Below are 18,498 nucleotides of genomic sequence, written 5' to 3'. Positions count from 1 at the left end.
GATTTTTTTTGATTTAATTGGAGATTGTTTATGAGTCGTAATGATAAAAGTAGGTCGTTAAAAGGTGGATCTAAGACTGGATCTATAGTCAAGAGAAAATTGAAGACTGTAACTTCTGGTAAAGTGTTTGTGAATGCGAGTTTTAATAACACTATAGTGACTTTGACAGATCAATTTGGGAATGTTATATGTGCGTCTTCTTCTGGAGCTAGGGGGTTTAGTGGTCCTAGAAAATCGACTCCTCATGCTGCTCAGGTTACTGCAGAGTTTGTACTCAGAAAGGCTCAATCTGAGTATGGTTTGCAAAATTTGGAAGGAGTATATGTTAAAGGTCCTGGTCCAGGAAAAGATGCAGCTGTACGTGGGTTGGCTAGTGTTGGATTGCCAATTTCGGATATATATGATGTTACTCCAGTACCACACAATGGTCCGACACCAAGAAAAAGGAGAAGAGTATAAATATGTTTTCTGCGAGATATGTATTGGAACCTTATAAGGTTTTATATAGGAATTTATCTGATAAGGGGAGAAGTGGTTCTGTTATTGTTGAACCTTTCAAATATGGATTTGGAGTCATTTTTGGTAATTCATTACGGAGAGTTGCTTTTTCTTCGATGGAGGGTATTGCGGTTTGTGCTGTAAAAATTCCTGGTGTTCGGCATGAGTTTTCAAATGTTTCTGGAGTAATTGAGGATGTTGTGGATATTTTGACAAATCTCAAAGCTCTTAGATTTCGTTGTTCTGGCGATAGTTTAAAATCTCCTGTTCTTTTGCATGTACATGCCGTTGGTCCCTGTATAGTTAATGGGAATTCGATTGTTCATAATGATGATGTTTCTTGTATTAATCCTGAAACTTATATTTGTGAGATATCTGAAGCACGAGAACTAGATATATATATATTGGTAAAATCCGGAATAGGATTTGTTGAGAAATCTTTTCATTCTGATGATGATGAGAAGTATTTGTGGAATATTGAAGGATTGTCTATGCCTGTAAGTTCTAATTATTCTCCTGTTGAGTCTTTCTCTTTTGTTATAGATGAGATTAGATCTCCAGATGGGCAAAAGTGTGAGAGATTGACTTTAAATGTTCGTACGGATGGTTCCATTACTCCTGATGATGTAGTTAAAAAGTCTGCTAGTTTTTTGGTGAATCAGTTTGCTAAAATTTCTGGTGATATGAAGGTTCTGGAAAGTAAATCTACGGGGCTTTATGATGATAATATCATGAAAAGTTCCGATAGTGATCTCTGTGAAAAATTGATGAGAAGTGTTGATCAGCTTGAGTTGACGGTTCGCTCTAGTAACTGTTTGCGGAATATGCAAAAGGAGAGAGGTGGGGTAGATCGTCCTATGAAGATTTGGCAATTGGTGCAAATGACAGATAAAGAATTGCTTTTTATAGCGAATTTTGGTCATAAGTCCCTTCTTGAGGTAAAAAGTGTGCTTGCTTCTCAGGGGTTGTCTCTTGGGATGGATATTCCTCAGCGAATTTTGGATATGATGACTGAAGTGAATGAGGATACAGCTGCATATAATGCTGCTTATTTTGGGAATTCTAGGGGTGATAGTTTTTCTGTAGAGGATGGTGATGGTGGTGATGATGGTGTATCATAAATTGATCGAGATTATGAGGAGGTGTAAAAATGCGACATAATATTTTGCGTTATAAACTTACGAAAGGTGGAAGAAATAGAGAATTTTTGTTGTCAAGTTTGAGTATGTCTTTGTTTTTGTCTGGTGATAAAATAAAGACTACTATAACTAAAGCAAAGGCTTTGAGGCCATTTGCTGAGAGGTTGATAACTCTTGGAAAGAAAGGAGATTTGTATTCTAGAAGAAGGATAATTTCTATTTTGCATGGTAGTGTGCAATCTCCTGACGTTGCATGTAAATTGATTGATGAAATAGGGAAAAAATATCAAGATAGGAATGGTGGATATACTAGAATTGTGCGCGCTGGATACAGATTGGGTGACGGTTCTGAGATGGCATACATTCAGCTTGTATAACTTCCAAAGTTATTTCATTGGATTGATTTCTATTCTTTGATACTTTTATCATCTACTTGTGTTTTGTGTCTTTCTACTAAACTTCGGTAGGGTGTTTTTTGATTGTAAATAAATTTTCAAGATTATATTGATGTTTCTTATATTTTTATTTGTCTACTTAATTGTTTTTTGATTTGTATTTTGTGAAAATTGCTTGTATAATTGTCATAACTTTGGTCTGGTGATCTGATATGCAAATAAATTATGGGCAAAACCCTCGCATGGGGTATAACATGTCGGTTGATGTTCGTTCTTTTCTATCTAGAGTTTTTTTGTTTATGTCTGGAGGCTTGGCTCTTACTGGCGTGCTTTCATTGATTCTTTCTAATATGCCTCACGTCATGCATGCTATTTTTAGCACACCTTTGTTTTTTGTTTTTGCTCTCGCGCCTCTTGGTGTGTCTATGTACATTAGTGCTAGGTTTCAATCTATGAGTGTTTATATGTTGCAAAATTTATTTTGGCTATATTGTATGCTAATGGCTGTTTCTATGTCTTCAGTTTTTCTTTTGTACACAGGAGAGAGTATAGCTAGGACTTTTTTTGTGACTTCTGGAGTTTTTTTGTCTGCTGCTATATATGGTAGAAGTACAAAAAAAGACTTGTCTTACATGGGAATGTTTATGTTTATGGGTGTTGTTGGAATAATGATTGCTTCTGTTCTTAATATATTCATTAAGAGTAGTTCACTCGATTTTGTTATTTCTCTCATTGGAGTTGTAGTTTTTACTGCTTTGACTGCTTATAATATTCAGAATTTAATATCTATTCATTCTCATTACTCTATGAATGGTGAGAGTTTAAACAAGATTGCTATAATTGGCTCTTTGTCTCTGTACGTGAATTTCGTTAATTTGTTTGTGTTTATGTTGCGTTTTTTTGGTAACAGGAGAAATGATTGATCTGTTATTGCGGAGGTTGCTGAGGTGTTTCTGATTGAGCTTTTTTTGTTGTCATCTTTGTTCGTAAAAATATTGATGATAGCTATGTTTTTAATATCTATTTGGTCTTGGGGATTTATCTTTATTAAGGTTAGGCAAATTTCGTCTGCAAAAGGTTTATGTAGAGATTTACATTCTTCTTTATCTATGTCTTCTTCTGTTTTTTCTTTTATATCTAGTATTTCTTCTCTTAGAGGCGAATTTTCTGTGAAATTCTATGCTTACATGAATAGAATGGCAGAACGAGGGTCTATAAATTTTTTTACCATGGAATCTGTTGTTGATGATTATATTTTTGATTTGAGAAGTGGGATAGACTATATAGCTTCGGTTGGTTCGATATCTCCTTTTATAGGTTTATTGGGAACTGTATGGGGTATAATGTCAAGCTTTAGGGCTATGGCAAGTGATGTCGGAATTGCCGCTATAGCTCCAGGAATTGCAGAGTCTTTGCTTGCTACTGCTATTGGTTTGTTGGTTGCGATTCCTTCGACTTTGGCGTATAACAAAATATCTTCTGATTTGGATGGAATTGAGTCTAGTCTTTACTCTTTGTTAAAGAAATTGAAGGGAGTTGGTGTGGATCGCAAGTAATTGTCTCGAGATAAATTTATATGAATCTTGCTTGTTGATAAATTTTTGATTGTCACCATTTTGATGATTTGCAATGAATTTTCTAGTATCTATTTTTGTGTATATTTGAGTCGATCTTATGGATTTGTGGCCCATCAATTCTTGAACAACGGGCTTCACTTCAATTATTATTTCGAGGATGGAATTTTTGATGGTTTGATGAATTTTCTAGTATCTATTTTTGTGTATATTTGAGTCGATCTTATGGATTTGTGATGCATCAATTCTTGAACAACGGGCTCCATCTTCAATTATTATTTCGAGGATGGAATTTTTGATGATTTGCAATGAATTTTCTAGTATCTATTTTTGTGTATATTTGAGTCGATCTTATGGATTTGTGGCCCATCAATTCTTGAACATGACGAATGGGAGCTCCATCTTCAATCATGTGAGATGCAAAGCTGTGGCGAAAGCTATGAGGTGTATATCTTTTATGTATTCCATTTTTTTCAATGATTGTTTTCATGATTATCTGAATATACCTCGCTGACAGTGGTTTATCCACATTTCTTTTCGAGGAAAATATGAATTCATTTGATTTTTGTTGAATCAAGTTTTCGAATTCTGATTCGTGAATTTTATATTTTTCTGACAAATAATCTATAATCAGTTTTATTTGTTTGCTTATAATTGGTACTAATCTTTCTTTCTCTCCTTTTCCTTTTACTATTATTTCTCTTTTTTGTATCATGCATGTGAGATCGGTTAATCTCAGTGAAAGGAGTTCTGATATTCGTAATCCCGTTGCGTACAGAGAAAAAAATACTGCGCGAGCAAGTTTGTTGGGAGAATTGTTAATAATATTAACGATTTCTTCGTATGAGATTGGTTTTGGAATTGGTTTTTCACCTTTCCCTTGTTCCATGCATAAAATGTGGCTCTCACTTAATATTTTTTTTTTAATCATGAATTTATGTAGTGATTTTATTGATGATAAAGTGCGTTTTTTGCTGTTTTTGCAAATGATTTTTGAGGTCATAAATTCACGAATTAAGGATGGAGTGGTCATCTTTATATCCCTTAAGGAAATTTTGCATTTTTGTTTGTCAAACATAAACATTAACAGTGATTTAATGTCATTTTTGTAGTTGAATAAAGTGTTTTTTGCGTAAGCCTTTTCATGCAAAATCCATGATTCATAGTCTGTTAATAATTTTATAACTTCATCTTGAAGTATATCTTGCATTTTTGATACAAAAAACTAGTATAAAAGATATGCTATTTATCAACTGAATGCAACGAGAAAATTTTATTTTTTTTGTTTAATTATGTTATTTATTGAATAGCCTTAGTATTTAGTATAGTAAATATAATTTATTTATTGTATTTTACTTGAACCATTTTATATAAAACAGCAAAATTTTCTATACATACTATTTGTTTGTTTGGGTTTAATCATATATTATTAAATGTTATTGTTAAATAAATGGACTTGCAGAGGTATAAAGTATGAAGAAAAAGGTCATATTAATAGTTTGTACTACGATTTTACCAATGTGGAGTACAGTTTCTATGTGTTCTAATTCTAATTTGGAGGCAACTTGTCCTGAGTCAAGTACTCAATTAGAAGCATTTAATAGACTCAGTGCGCAATTGCATAAAATTATTGTACAAGGTGGAAACTCAGGTACTTATAGTGTGATACAGTTATTTGCAAAGTTAATTGATGAGCTTCCTAATCAATCTCTTCAACCGAATAGCCCATCTACGGAGGCAATTTCACCCCGTCTAGAGTTGGAATATGAGATTAAATCACGTAATAGTCTTGATGAAATAGAAAAATTAAAACTCGAATTGAAAGAGAGGGACTCACGCATTGCAGTATTAGAGGAGGAAGTGCAATTTCTTCAGTTGCAATGTGCAAGTTCTGAGGATAAATTTGTAAAAAAATCCAAGCAAGATGAGCAATTTAATCAAGATGGAGATGTAGCAGAAAAACTTGAAAGATTACAGATACTTGAAAAGTTTATTATACAATTGTGTGAAAACCTTGATTTATCTAAAGAATTGGGTGACGAAGGGGAGCCTACACTACAATTCATCAGGATGATAGATGAGCTGAAAAAGCATTCAGAAACCCTTAGTAAGTCATGTGGATTAGACGCTCCAATTTCTCTTATGGATTTTGTAAGTAATGTAATACCATCCATTATAGATGAGCTGAAAAAGCATTCAGAAACCCTTAGTAAGTCATGTGGATTAGACGCTCCAATTTCTCTTATGGATTTTGTAAGTAATGTAATACCATCCATTATAGATGAGCTGAAAAAGCATTCAGAAACCCTTAGTAAGTCATGTGGATTAGACGCTCCAATTTCTCTTATGGATTTTGTAAGTAATATAATACCATCCATTATAGATGAGCTTAGTGTATCTTATGAACAAAATAAACGGGACCATGAATATCAGGTATCTTTAAAAGCAACAAATCAAGAGTACGCTCTATGTCTCGATCAAGCCAATGCAGAGATAGAACGTCTTAGAAATAAAAACAATCTTCATGAACAGTCAATTGCAGAGCTAGATATGCATAATAAGCAGTTAGTTAGAATATGCGAAGCGCGTACTGAAAAAGTGATTGAGCTTGAAGAAAAAAATAAAGCTCTAGATTCTGCTATAAAAGAACTGGAATGCATTAAAATCATTCATCAATCACCCATACAAAAAGAAAATCAGCAAAATTCAGAGAGTGATGAATCTCCAGATCACTTTAATGCGTTGATGAAGCAACTGAATCACCTGACTAAATTGATGGTGACTAACTCACCAAAAAAGGTGAGGCTAGATTTTTTGCACCAATCAATTAGTGAAGAAGAACAGATAGACCCTGACGGAAGCTTAGATCTGATAGTGGTGGATACCTTGGATAAAACTAATCCGGATGTTATTAGTCAAGGATTAATTTTTCTCGAGGAAGGATTAGGTCGTATTGTATATGATAAAGAAGAACTTCCTATATGTATGCATACCATTGATGCTTATTTGCCTAGAGAGTTACGTAATAATATTAATAATCTTAAGGAGGTCGAATATTATACTCGAAATATTAAGGGGTTTTCTGCTGTAAATCTTATTAATCAAGGATTAATTCTCTTTCGCATAGGAGGTGTTGATAAAGAGTCTATACAGAAGATTACTGGATATTTGGTTGGCCTTATTAATAGTTGTATGAGTGATCTGAAGTATCGTATTGATTCTACTAAGCCAGGTGGTGGTGTTAATCTGCTATCTCAATATTCTGAACTAAAAAAGCATCCTCAATTTGCAGGTTATGGAGAATCAATAGTCGATTCTTTGCTATTTGGAGCAGGTATAATTGAGAATTATAATCTTCAAAGTCAACATTTAGTGGAAATAAATCGACAGTTGGATTCTTTTCAACAAAAGAATGAAGCATTAGAAGCAGAATTATTAGAAGTACGTCCTTGTTTGAATGAATTGCGTGATAAAAATAATCAATTGCGTGGGGAAAATAATCAATTGCGTGGGAAAAATGAGGAATTGTGTGGTGAAAATAATCAATTGCGTGGAGAAAATGAGGAATTGCTTAGTGAATATAAGACATTGCTTGGTGAAAATGAGGAATTGCTTGCTCAATATAATATATTGCGTGGAGAAAATAAGATACTGCGTGGGGAAAATGATGAATTGCGTGGGGAAAATAAGATACTGCGTGAGCAACATGATGACTTGCCATCAAATTCATTTGATGCAGATTTTTCTGATTATGAAGCAGGTGGTCATGTGGTAGAAAGTTTAGCAGATCAATTAGCTGAATCGCAGGCTGTGGTGGATTTGAGGCAGAAGCTGGCCGATAACGAGCAGCAGGTGGTGGCTCTGAAGCAGAAGCACGAGCAGCAGTTGGCGGATTTGAGGCAGAAGCTGGCCGATAACGATCAGCAGGTGGTGGATTTGAGGCAGAAGCTGGCCGATAACGAGCAGCAGGTGGTGGCTCTGAAGGTGCAGCACGAGCAGCAGGTGGTGGCTCTGAAGCAGCAGGTGGCCGATAATGAGCGGCAGTTGGCGGATTTGCGGAAGCAGCTGGCCGATAACGAGCAGCAGTTGGTGGCTCTGAAGCAGAAGCACGAGCAGCAGGTGGCCGATAACGAGCAGCAGTTGCCGGATTTGCGGAAGCAGCTGGCCGATAACGAGCAGCAGGTGGTGGCTCTGAAGGTGCAGCACGAGCAGCAGGTGGTGGCTCTGAGGCAGAAGCTGGCCGATAACGAGCAGCAGCTGGCGGATTTGAGGCAGAAGCTGGCCGATAACGAGCAGCAGCTGGCGGATTTGAGGCAGAAGCTGGCCGATAACGAGCAGCAGGTGGTGGCTCTGAGGCAGCAGCACGAGCAGCAGGTGGTGGATTTGAGGCAGCAGGTGGCTGAGAAAGATCGGGAGTTAGCGGATTTGAGGCAGCAGGTGGCTGAGAAAGATCGGGAGCTGGCGGATTTGCGGAAGCAGCACGAGCAGCAGGTGGCTGAGAAAGATCAGCAGGTGGTGGCTCTGAGGCAGCAGCTGGCCGATAACGAGCAGCAGGTGGCTGAGAAAGATCAGCAGGTGGTGGCTCTGAGGCAGCAGCACGAGCAGCAGGTGGTGGCTCTGAGGCAGCAGGTGGCCGATAACGAGCAGCAGGTGGTGGATTTGAGGCAGCAGGTGGCTGAGAAAGATCGGGAGTTAGCGGATTTGAGGCAGCAGGTGGCTGAGAAAGATCGGGAGCTGGCGGATTTGCGGAAGCAGCACGAGCAGCAGGTGGCTGAGAAAGATCAGCAGGTGGTGGCTCTGAGGCAGCAGCTGGCCGATAACGAGCAGCAGGTGGCTGAGAAAGATCAGCAGCTGGCGGCTCTGAGGCAGCAGCACGAGCAGCAGGTGGTGGCTCTGAGGCAGCAGGTGGCCGATAACGAGCAGCAGTTGGTGGCTCTGAAGCAGAAGCACGAGCAGCAGGTGGCTGAGAAAGATCAGCAGCTGGCGGCTCTGAGGCAGCAGCACGAGCAGCAGTTAGCGGCTCTGAGGGTGCAAAAAACAGAGAATCTACAGCTACATGATGCTTTGATAGATACGACTCATCAAAAAGAAATTTTGCATAATCAGTTAAATCTATTAAGAAAGGAATTTGATGCTCTGAAATCTAAAACGTTTATAGAGAGAGATACTCAGACTGCAGATACATCTATTAAGGGTGTTGAGATTCAGGTATCTCCTCAAATGCTTGCGAAAGAAGTGCAAACGGCATTCGAGTCTCAGAATCAGGGAGTGCAAACGGCATTCGAGTCTCAGAATCAGGAAGTGCAAACGGCATTCGAGTCTCAGAATCAGGAAGTGCAAACGGCATTCGAGTCTCAGAATCAGGAAGTGCAAACGGCATTCGAGTCTCAGAATCAGGAAGTGCAAACGGCATTCGAGTCTCAGAATCAGGAAGTGCAAACGGCATTCGAGTCTCAGAATCAGGAAGTGCAGACTGGGTCACCTCATCAAATGTCTGATCAGGAAGTGCAAACTGGGTCACCTCATCAAATGTCTGATCAGGAAGTGCAAACGGCATTCGAGTCTCAGAATCAGGAAGTGCAAACGGCATTCGAGTCTCAGAATCAGGAAGTGCAGACTGGGTCGCCTCATCAAATGTCTGATCAGGAAGTGCAGACTGAATCTGTTACTGAATTGATATATTTTGATATAAATTCTCGATTTGTTGATAATTCTATGAAAACATCAGATGGCGATCACTATCATCAAGACATATGCTCTGATCATGTTTTAATTCATTATGATCCTCATCAACGACAAAAAATTCATAAAAATTACTGGAAATTGTTTAATGCTCAGCAGAAAATTGATTCACAACCTTATATGAGTGTTAATCTTCATGCTAATCCTGAGATTGTAAATGAAAAAAATTTGCCTGAGTTTAAGATAAGAGAATCTAAAGTAGATGTTATTTCTGACGAATATAATAATCATATTCCTCATGTTTGTGAAAACGATCATTCTATGTATTATGAGGGTGTTGAGGTTTTTCCTGATAATACTGGCGCTTATAACGTTATAGACATTATTAATTTTATCGATAGTGCATCACATTTAAGTGATTATGCGGTTGTATTGAAAACAGATAAAATTGAAGAGATAACTTTGCTCAAGTCAGATAATCAGGATTCTGAGAGAGACATTAAATTTCGTTTTAATTTGCCAAATCAATCACTAAGATTGTTTAGACTTGATGATAATCGCTTTGGAATTATTATAAATAAAGCCCAAAAGACGAAAAGTAGATATAGAATGGTGATGATGCCACATGAAAACAATCATGGAAATAAGGATAAAAAAAGAAAATAAAACTTGATATGGTTCAAAGTAAATTTTTTTAAAGTTAATTGATATCTTGTAATAAGAATAATTATGTAATAACCTCTTGCCAAATTGAGTTGAATGTTATGATAGCATTGTCTCTAAAAAATGTTGGTTTATCATACGATGATCGTATTATATTTGAAGGTGCTAACATAGATATTCCTTGTGGTTCGTTTTGTATTTTAACTGGAGATAGCGGAATTGGGAAAACATCTCTTCTGCGTATGATATATATGGATTTGACTCCAACATGGGGTAATTTAATTGTGTTGAATGAGGACCTTTCTCGAATAAATGATAAAGCATTTTTGCGGCAAAGATTGGGCATTATTTTTCAGGATTTCAAATTGATTGAAGATATGAATGTGCTCGATAATGTTGCTTTGCCACTGAGTGTGCGTCATTTTCCTATTTTTGAAGCAAGAGAGCAGGCGTATAAAATGCTTGATTGGGCTGGTATAAATTGTTACGACGCTTATCCTTCATTTTTATCTGGAGGAGAGAAACAGAGAGTTGGAATTGCTCGAGCTGTTATTGCAAAACCTGAGATAATAATTGCTGATGAACCTATCGAAAGTCTCGATGAAGCAAATGCATGGCATGTGATTAAATTGCTAAAAGCTTTGCAGGATATTGGAGTGACTATCATATTATCTACTCATAACCATTCTATTGTGCGTAGCTTGGGGGATGTTTTTCATATTGTTATAAAAGATACTTCAATTCGTCATATAAAATAATATAGGAGATGAAATGAGCTATTTATACCTTAAGAAAAGTAATACTTACGATTTTGGCATAAAGAAAATGATGTACTTTGTTATGATATTGCTGATGATTTTGTCTGGATTCAATCTATTCATTGATCGTTTTCAAATGTCTAAGTGCAAAGTGTTTTTGTCTCAATATGCGATGTCTTCTTGTGCAATAGTGAGTGATTCATCTATTTCAAGTACTACTCTTTTACATTTGATTAAGGATTCTTCTGAGTATTTTGAAGATAAATGCGGAGGTTTTTTTGAGGTTATTGGAGATAAGTCATTAATAGATATTATGGACTTAAATAATGTACCGTACAAAATAGAAGATTATGGATATCTTTTCGAAAATATTTGGCTGTCTTTTTTAGCATTTAATGCATTTATATTTTTTATAATTTCTATATTGTGGGCTGTGATAAGTGTTCGATTAGTTTTGTCTACTAATTTCGATAAAATACACACTTTGAGGCTAATAGGAGCGACAAGTGATTTTGTATATTATAATATCGTAAAGCAAAACATAGGGAAGAGTTTTTATATTCTTAATTTTTTCTTATTTTCTTGTTTTATTATGATTTTTTTTATGAGATCTAGTGTGGATTATTTCGTCATTAGTCTTTCATTGTTTCTTTATCTGATGTTGTTCTTATCTATATTTCATCTATTAATCAGAAGTGCTATTAAGAGGATATGATGAATCATTTTGTGGTTTTCATTAGATCATTGGTATTTAATGTATTTCTGTATGCTTGGTCTGTGGCTTTTTGTCTAATTTTTCTTCCATTTCTTGTGTTACCTTTGACGTGGATCAGAAAATTATGCGATATTTGGTGTGGAGGAGTTTTATTAAGTGCTAGATTGATATGCAAAATAAGGTTTCAAGTCCTTGGGATGGAAAATATTCCTCAATCTACAGTGATTTTTGCATCGAAGCATCAGTCGTCGTGGGATATTTTTGCATTTCCTTTTTTCTTGAGTAATATTACTGCTTTTGTTAAGAAAGAATTGATGTATATTCCTCTCTTGGGAACTTTTTTTAAGAAATTTAGAGTTATTCCGATAAATAGAAAGAAACCGAATTTAAGCTACGTTGATGATGCCAAAAAAGTAATTGATGATGGTATGTCTTTATTGATTTTTCCTGAAGGAACAAGAGTAAATGTTGGTAGTAGAAAAAAATACAAATCTGGAGTTTTTTATATATATCAGAAAACTGGAATTGATGTTGTTCCTGTCGCTTTAAACTCTGGTTTGTGTTGGCCTAGAAGATCTTTTTTGAAGTATCAAGGTATTATTACAGTTCAATTCTTACCTCCAATAAAGAGTGGAATGGATAAAGTGAGTTTTATGAATTTGCTTGAAAAATCGATTGAGGAATCTACAGCAAGTTTGTTGAATGGTTAAGATTGGAGGAGATTATGGTTAATGTTTTGCTTGTTGGTTTAGGTAATCCAGGCTACGATGGTACAAGGCATAATGTGGGATTTGATTTCCTCGACTTGGTAGCGAAAAATATGTCTCTTAAGTGGAGTAAATCTAAATTTCAAGCTGATTTGTGTAATGTTCAGATTAATGTACCAAGGGTTAAAGTTACTTCAACTAATTATGTTGATTTATTTGATAAAATTATAACCAATTCGAGTCTAGATCTCAAATTTGAAGATTCTATATTAAATTGCACCATCTTTCTTATTAAGCCGACTACTTTCATGAATTCATCTGGAATTGCAGTGAAGGAATTTTTGAAGTATAAGAGCATATCTCATGATATATTTGGTAATATGAGAATTCTTGTTTTTCATGATGAGCTAGATAAAAAATTGGGTAAAATCAGAGTGATGGTGAAAAAGAGTTCACATAATGGATTAAAGAGTTTAGATAATTCCATAGGAATGAATTATTATAAGATTGGAGTTGGAATAGATCGCCCTCAAATTGGAGATATTTCAAATTATGTACTTGGAAAATTTCTAAAAAATGAACGAGCGATAATTGATAACACTTTGATCAATCTTGCAGATAAAATTTTACAAATCATTGGCATTTTGATTGCATGAGTGATGATCTGTTGAGACTATACCATTTCATGTAGTTGACTCTTTTGAATATAAAGTGTAATATCACCAAAGTGTTTTTTGTTTTTTGACATGTCTTGGAAATGTGATCTCATGGGAGTGCGACCTTTGGTCGGTAATAATGTTAGCCATGCGAAAAATAGGACTAAGCGTAGGTTCATGCCTAATTTGCAGACTATTAGGTATTTTAGTCAGATTATGGATTCTAGTTTTAGGTTTAGAGTCTGTACTAGTACGAATAGGACCATAATGAATAATGGCGGATTTGATGCTTTTATGCTGTCTATTGACAGTCGAAAATTGACTGATTTGGGGCAAAAGGTCAAGAGAGGCTTGATGAAGCGTTTGTCAGGAAATCATGAATTTAAGATTAGGGGATGATTGATCTGCAATTTATTTTTTCATTGATTTTCTGTGTATTGTGTTTTATTTGAGATTTTATTGCATTCTAAGTTATGTATTTTCATTATCATTGTTGGTATTTTTGCGTTTCATTTGATGAATTCTCAGCTTTTGTGGTTTTAAGATCTTTTACTGTCATTAATTTGATTATCTGAGTTTTTTTCTACCGCTTTTTATCTGATTTTTGATTGTTAATTCTTGCTTGATATTACTTTTAATCTTCATTTTGATTTTTTTGATTCATTATTCGATATGTTTTACTTTACAATGCAAATCTGTTCTATTTCAATGTCTTCACTTTTGAGTTTTTGATTATTATCGTATCAATTATTTTGTATTCATCATAGTATTGCATATATTATATATTTTGATTTAATGAGTTATTTGTCTGTTTTTTTAAACGATAGAACTCCAAAGGCTTATATACGGGATATTGTCTTATTTGGAAAGAAATCTCTAGGGCAAAATTTCTTGATTGATTTAAATGTTATTAAGAGGATTCCTGATGAACTTGATTGTTTTATGCAAAATTCCAACTGTAGTATTGTTGAAATAGGTCCTGGTCCTGGTATAATGACGGCTTTCATGGCAGAGAGGTTTCCTATGAGTGATTTGTATGTTATAGAAAAAGACTCTGCTTTTGTTGATTTGTTAGCTTCGATTCCTAAGATCAATATATTTAATCATGATGTTTTGAATTTTGATTGGAACTTGGTCTTTAATAGCGAAATACTCCATAAAAAATTCGTTCTCATTGGAAATTTACCATACAATATATCTGTTCCGATTTTATTTCGCATTTTTAATCTTAAAGATCACTTTGCTGGAGCGGTTTTTATGTTTCAAAAAGAGGTTGCTGACAGAATTTTGGCTAAAGAAAATACATCTGAATATGGGAAACTCTCTGTTATGGCACAATTTCATGCAAAAATAGAAAGAGTTATGAATGTGAATCCTTCTGTATTTTGGCCAAAACCAAAGGTATATTCTAGTGTTTTGAAGTTTCACTTTTGTGATAATTTTAACGGATTTACTCATGATATACCTTCTTTGCAGAAGAATTCTCGAGATGATTTCTTTTCTTTTTATAAAAATGAAATACAAATGGAATTATTCAAATTGACTTCTGTGCTCTTTCAGCAAAGGCGTAAAAATATTGGAACTATTATCAGAAATGCTGTTTCTATGGGTTTGTATACTAGCAGTGTGAATAATGTTTTTGATGAGTGCAACATTGATATGAAATTACGCCCTGAGAACTTGAAATGCAGTGAATTTATAAAATTATCTGCATCAATTGTTTTGATGAATCTACATTAATGAGCTTGTTGTATTTGAACACCAAATTGGTTTAAATGTCTGAAAAAATTGAATGACTCGCTTAGTGTGATGTTTTTATACTTTCAATCATCTAATGATATTATTATCGCAACTATTTCTATTTGCTTTTCAAAATTTCTATTTAGCTGTTTTGATAATTCACTGTTATTATAAAATTGCTTTTCGGAATTTATTTTTGAGTAGTATGATGCTTAAATAATATAATATCTCCATCTTGCACTATACATTCTTTTCCTTCAATTCTGATTTTTCCGTTGTCTCTCGCTCCATTTCTTCCATTAAATTCAACAAAATCATTAAAAGAAATTATTTCTGCCTTGATAAATCCATCTGCGATATCATTATGAATGCATCGTGCTGCTTTTTGAGCGTTGGTACCATTTTTTATAGTCCATGCTCTAGCTTCTTTTTCTCCTACTGTGAAAAATGTAATGCAATTGAGTAATTTATATCCAGATGAGGCTATTTTATCTAATCCTGTCATTTTCATTCCAAATGACTGCATCATTTCATTTCTATCTTCTTCATTCATTTCTGCCATCTCTGATTCAATTGCGGCTGATACAATGATCGGATCGTATCCGATATATTTTGCAACATTCTTGCTGTGATCATTACCGTTAACTGAATCTATATCATTTACATTGCATATACACATTATAGGTTTATTAATGAAAATGTTGCTTTCACTTAAAACGATATTTAGTAACTCTTCCTGATCTTTGTTATCAGTGATAGATGTAAAAGGGTATTTGTATTTTGTTTGTTGTGGATTGAACTTACTCAAAGTCAATTCTATCCATTTTTGCGGAGTCCATTCCTGCAGAATTTTTATCAATTTTGTGATGATGTCGCTGACATTTTTGTCCATTTTTTTTGATATTTTTCTTTCAAGGGTATCAATATCAGACAAAATCAACTCTGTGCAGAGAATTTCCAGTTCAGATATAGGATCGATTTTATTATTTACGTGAATTATGTCTTTATTGTCAAAACATCTGAGAACAAATGCTATCACATCCATTTCCCTTATATGAGATAGAAACTTGTTCCCTAATCCATCACCTTTGTGCGCTCCACTAATTATGCCAGCGATATCAACAAGTTCTATTTGAGTGTTGACCATTCTCTGAGATTTTTCGATTGCCATCAAAGTTTTGAGTCTAGAATCAGGTACTGGAATTGTAGTTTTATTTGGTTCTATCGTGCAAAATGGGTAATTTGCTGATTCTGCCTTGTTTTTACTTGAAAGTGCATTAAATAAACTTGATTTTCCTACGTTTGGTAATCCAACAATACCACATCTAAACCCCATGATACTTAAAATGTATATTCCTGATATTATAAATCAAACTTATACAAAGTCCATTATGACTTTTGAATGAATTAGACTTGCTTGTTAGTATTTCTGAGAAATCATATGTCGAAAAAAGAGTGATTTTTATATATATTCCTGTAGTTTATTTTGAGATAAAATTCAGTAGTTAATCTACTTAGAGATTATTGATTATAATACAAAAAAATTCTGATATCATCTTTTGAATACTTTTCCAAAGTGTGAGATTTTTGCAAAATCCAAGGAAATTGTGAAAACATTTAAAATTAATTGAGTTCCCATCTAGGAGTTGGTTCGAAATATAAGTCATTTGTTTTGTATCCATAATTTATCATTTCATTTGCTGCCCATGCTATCATTCCAGCGTTATCTGTGCATAAGTGATGAATTGGTGATATAACTCTTATTCCATATTCTTTAAGTATTTTACTGTTTAAATTTGAAGATATGAATTGATTTGCTGAAACTCCGCCAGATATTACTATTGTTTCTATGGATTTTCCTGTTAATTGAATGAATTTCTGAATTGCTATTCTTGTTTTGGCTAACACTACCTCTAAAATAGCCATTTGAAATGATGCTGAAATATCTTTTATTTCTTGTTCGGAAATATTTTGTATTTTCTCTATTTGCATTCTGACAGCAGTTTTTAGTCCAGAAAATGACATGTTGCAATCATTTGTGTATAGCATCGGTCGAGGGAAATTAAATGTAGCCCCATTGCCGTTTTTTGCTGCTTCTTCTATATGAGGACCTCCAGGGTAAGGTAATTTTAGCATTTTTGCAACTTTGTCAAATGTTTCTCCTACAGAGTCGTCTAATGTCGACCCTAGTACTGTATATTTTAATGGATCATGTACGATTAATATTTGAGAATGTCCGCCAGATAATAGTAATAATAGGTATGGGAATTCAGGTTTTATTTCAAAGTCTCTTTTTTTTTCGTAATGATATTTGATGTTTTTCGATAGTATTCTTGCGGCTAGTGCGTGTCCACGCAAGTGATTCATTGCTATGAATGGCTTATCACACATGACTGCTAGCGTTTTAGTAAATGTTGCGCCTACTATTAAGCTGCCTATTAATCCTGGGCCGCATGTTGCTGTGTAGTAATCTACATCTTTAAGTGATATTTGCGCTTCGTGAATTGCTCTTTCAGCTGTGTCAATAAGGTTTTTTGCATGTTCATCTGCGGCAATGTGTGGAATAACGCCTCCATATGTATGATGAATTGATTGAGTGCTTACAATGTTTGATAAAATGTTTTCATCTTGCAAAATAGCACAAGAAGAATCGTCGCAGCTTGTTTCTATTGCAAGTATTGTACGCATTGAGGGATTGCAATATGATATAGAGGTTACTCTTTTCATCAGTGTATGACAATATTGATTAGATCATGAAGATCAATTGGTTATATAATATAATTTAACGATTGTAAAAACTATATGAGAATTTTTTAAATTATGAAAAATCACTTTATGAAGATGTATGTTTTTCATATTTTATAATAACAAAGATAATGACTGATGAGATTAATATCTATGCAAAATCATTGCTGTACGTTAAGTATGTAGCAAGCTTTATTAACAATGTCCTCTACTTGAGGAATTGTCCTCTCTTCCATTGTTTTTGCGTATGGTAAAGGAATGTCCTTTGACGATAGTCTACAAGGAGGGCCATCTAACCAATCAAACGCGTACTCCATAATTGTTGCGCATATTTCTGAGCCTATTGAAGCAAAAGGCCATCCTTCTTCTACAGATAGTAAAAATCCAGTTTTCTTAATAGAATTTGTTATCGTTTCAACATCAAGTGGTCTTAATGTGCATAAATCTATTATCTCTGCATTGATTCCGTAATTCTCCTGAAGTATGTCTGCTGCTTTTATAATTTTTTCCAGCATTATTGAAAATCCAGTGATAGTGATATCTGTTCCTTTGCGAATTATGAAGCTCTTGCCGATTTCTGCTTCTGTATCATTGGGATCAATATCAAAATACCTATTGTACAAAATTTCATTTTCTAGAAATACTACAGGATTGTTATCGCGAATTGCTGCTTTTAGTAGTATTTTAGATCTTTGAGCATCATATGGAGAGATGACCTTTAAACCAGGACAATGAGCATACCAACTTGCAAAGCATTGTGAGTGTTGTGCTGCAACTTGAGATGCTGCTCCGTTTGGTCCTCTAAAGACTATTGGGCAGTTTATAGCTCCTCCAGACATGTATGATGTTTTTGCTGCTGAATTTATTATTTGATCTATAGCCTGCATGGCGAAATTAAATGTCATGAATTCTACAATTGGTCTTAGGCCATTAAATGCAGCTCCAATTCCAAGTCCAGCAAATCCAGCTTCTGTGATAGGAGTGTCAATTACTCTCTTTGGTCCGAATTTACTCAGCAGACCTTGCGTTACTTTGTAAGCACCGTTATATTCTCCAACTTCTTCTCCTAAAATAATAACATTATAATCTCTGTCCATTTCTTCTATCATTGCATCTCGTAAGGATTCTCTAACAGTAGTTCTTGACATAGTATTCATGATTGTATTACTAAAAAGATATTATAGTTTTGATTAATATGAAAGTTGAATAGCAAAAAATATTCAATT

16 protein-coding genes are annotated in these 18,498 nt (G+C 34.7%); 12 read left to right on the top strand and 4 right to left on the bottom strand.

Features of this window, described 5'->3' with window-relative positions:
• Positions 1-30: 30 nt before the first annotated feature.
• From rpsK to Gromo_RS00985, 5 genes are all read left to right on the top strand, one after another.
• Positions 31-459, top strand: coding sequence for a 30S ribosomal protein S11 (gene rpsK / locus Gromo_RS01005; RefSeq protein WP_231159172.1), 429 nt, complete (start codon positions 31-33; stop codon positions 457-459).
• Positions 460-461: 2 nt separating this feature from the next.
• Complete coding sequence (locus tag Gromo_RS01000) at positions 462-1,619, top strand: DNA-directed RNA polymerase subunit alpha (RefSeq protein ID WP_231159160.1); 1,158 nt, start codon at positions 462-464, stop codon at positions 1,617-1,619.
• 29 nt (positions 1,620-1,648) lie between these two features.
• Positions 1,649-2,014 carry a 50S ribosomal protein L17 gene (rplQ, locus tag Gromo_RS00995; protein WP_231159156.1) on the top strand — a complete coding sequence of 122 codons (366 nt, stop codon included), beginning with the start codon at positions 1,649-1,651 and terminating at the stop codon, positions 2,012-2,014.
• 230 nt (positions 2,015-2,244) lie between these two features.
• On the top strand, positions 2,245-2,955 hold the full coding sequence (locus tag Gromo_RS00990; protein WP_231159153.1) for a Bax inhibitor-1/YccA family protein: 711 nt from the start codon (positions 2,245-2,247) through the stop codon (positions 2,953-2,955).
• Between the two features lie 84 nt (positions 2,956-3,039).
• Positions 3,040-3,588, top strand: coding sequence for a MotA/TolQ/ExbB proton channel family protein (locus Gromo_RS00985; protein WP_231159152.1), 549 nt, complete (start codon positions 3,040-3,042; stop codon positions 3,586-3,588).
• 286 nt (positions 3,589-3,874) lie between these two features.
• Here the strand turns inward: Gromo_RS00985 and Gromo_RS00980 are convergent, their stop codons facing one another.
• Positions 3,875-4,816: a tyrosine-type recombinase/integrase gene (locus tag Gromo_RS00980; protein WP_231159150.1), complete on the bottom strand. Its 942-nt coding sequence runs from the start codon at positions 4,814-4,816 to the stop codon at positions 3,875-3,877.
• Between the two features lie 263 nt (positions 4,817-5,079).
• On the opposite strand from Gromo_RS00980, the gene Gromo_RS00975 reads away from it, so the two are divergent.
• The 7 genes from Gromo_RS00975 to rsmA all read left to right on the top strand — a co-directional run bounded on the left by Gromo_RS00975 (position 5,080) and on the right by rsmA (position 14,527).
• The gene (locus Gromo_RS00975) at positions 5,080-9,954 is read left to right on the top strand and encodes a hypothetical protein (RefSeq protein ID WP_231159147.1); all 4,875 of its coding nucleotides are present in this window, start codon (positions 5,080-5,082) and stop codon (positions 9,952-9,954) included.
• 98 nt (positions 9,955-10,052) lie between these two features.
• Positions 10,053-10,709 carry a cell division ATP-binding protein FtsE gene (locus Gromo_RS00970; protein ID WP_231159145.1) on the top strand — a complete coding sequence of 219 codons (657 nt, stop codon included), beginning with the start codon at positions 10,053-10,055 and terminating at the stop codon, positions 10,707-10,709.
• A 13-nt stretch (positions 10,710-10,722) separates the two neighbouring features.
• A complete protein-coding gene (locus Gromo_RS00965; protein WP_231159143.1) occupies positions 10,723-11,424 on the top strand; it encodes a hypothetical protein in 702 nt (233 codons plus the stop codon).
• Positions 11,425-11,486: 62 nt separating this feature from the next.
• Positions 11,487-12,134, top strand: a complete 648-nt coding sequence (locus tag Gromo_RS00960) for a lysophospholipid acyltransferase family protein (RefSeq protein WP_231159141.1) — start codon at positions 11,487-11,489, stop codon at positions 12,132-12,134.
• 14 nt (positions 12,135-12,148) lie between these two features.
• On the top strand, positions 12,149-12,787 hold the full coding sequence (gene pth / locus Gromo_RS00955) for an aminoacyl-tRNA hydrolase (protein WP_231159139.1): 639 nt from the start codon (positions 12,149-12,151) through the stop codon (positions 12,785-12,787).
• Positions 12,788-12,877: 90 nt separating this feature from the next.
• On the top strand, positions 12,878-13,186 hold the full coding sequence (rpmB, locus tag Gromo_RS00950; RefSeq protein WP_231159137.1) for a 50S ribosomal protein L28: 309 nt from the start codon (positions 12,878-12,880) through the stop codon (positions 13,184-13,186).
• A 396-nt stretch (positions 13,187-13,582) separates the two neighbouring features.
• A complete protein-coding gene (gene rsmA / locus Gromo_RS00945; protein WP_231159135.1) occupies positions 13,583-14,527 on the top strand; it encodes a 16S rRNA (adenine(1518)-N(6)/adenine(1519)-N(6))-dimethyltransferase RsmA in 945 nt (314 codons plus the stop codon).
• A 190-nt stretch (positions 14,528-14,717) separates the two neighbouring features.
• Here the strand turns inward: rsmA and ychF are convergent, their stop codons facing one another.
• From ychF to Gromo_RS00930, 3 genes are all read right to left on the bottom strand, one after another.
• Positions 14,718-15,863 (bottom strand): redox-regulated ATPase YchF, encoded by a 1,146-nt coding sequence (gene ychF / locus Gromo_RS00940; protein ID WP_231159133.1) that lies wholly within the window; start codon positions 15,861-15,863, stop codon positions 14,718-14,720.
• A 287-nt stretch (positions 15,864-16,150) separates the two neighbouring features.
• The gene (gene tsaD / locus Gromo_RS00935; RefSeq protein ID WP_420797329.1) at positions 16,151-17,215 is read right to left on the bottom strand and encodes a tRNA (adenosine(37)-N6)-threonylcarbamoyltransferase complex transferase subunit TsaD; all 1,065 of its coding nucleotides are present in this window, start codon (positions 17,213-17,215) and stop codon (positions 16,151-16,153) included.
• Between the two features lie 218 nt (positions 17,216-17,433).
• Complete coding sequence (locus Gromo_RS00930) at positions 17,434-18,429, bottom strand: pyruvate dehydrogenase complex E1 component subunit beta (RefSeq protein WP_231159122.1); 996 nt, start codon at positions 18,427-18,429, stop codon at positions 17,434-17,436.
• Positions 18,430-18,498: the final 69 nt, after the last annotated feature.

It is taken from the genome of Candidatus Gromoviella agglomerans (genome assembly GCF_021065005.1).
In the GTDB taxonomy this organism is placed as follows: Bacteria; Pseudomonadota; Alphaproteobacteria; order CAJXXZ01.
Note: the sequence above shows the minus strand (reverse complement) of the source record. Positions and strands in the feature narration are given on the sequence as shown.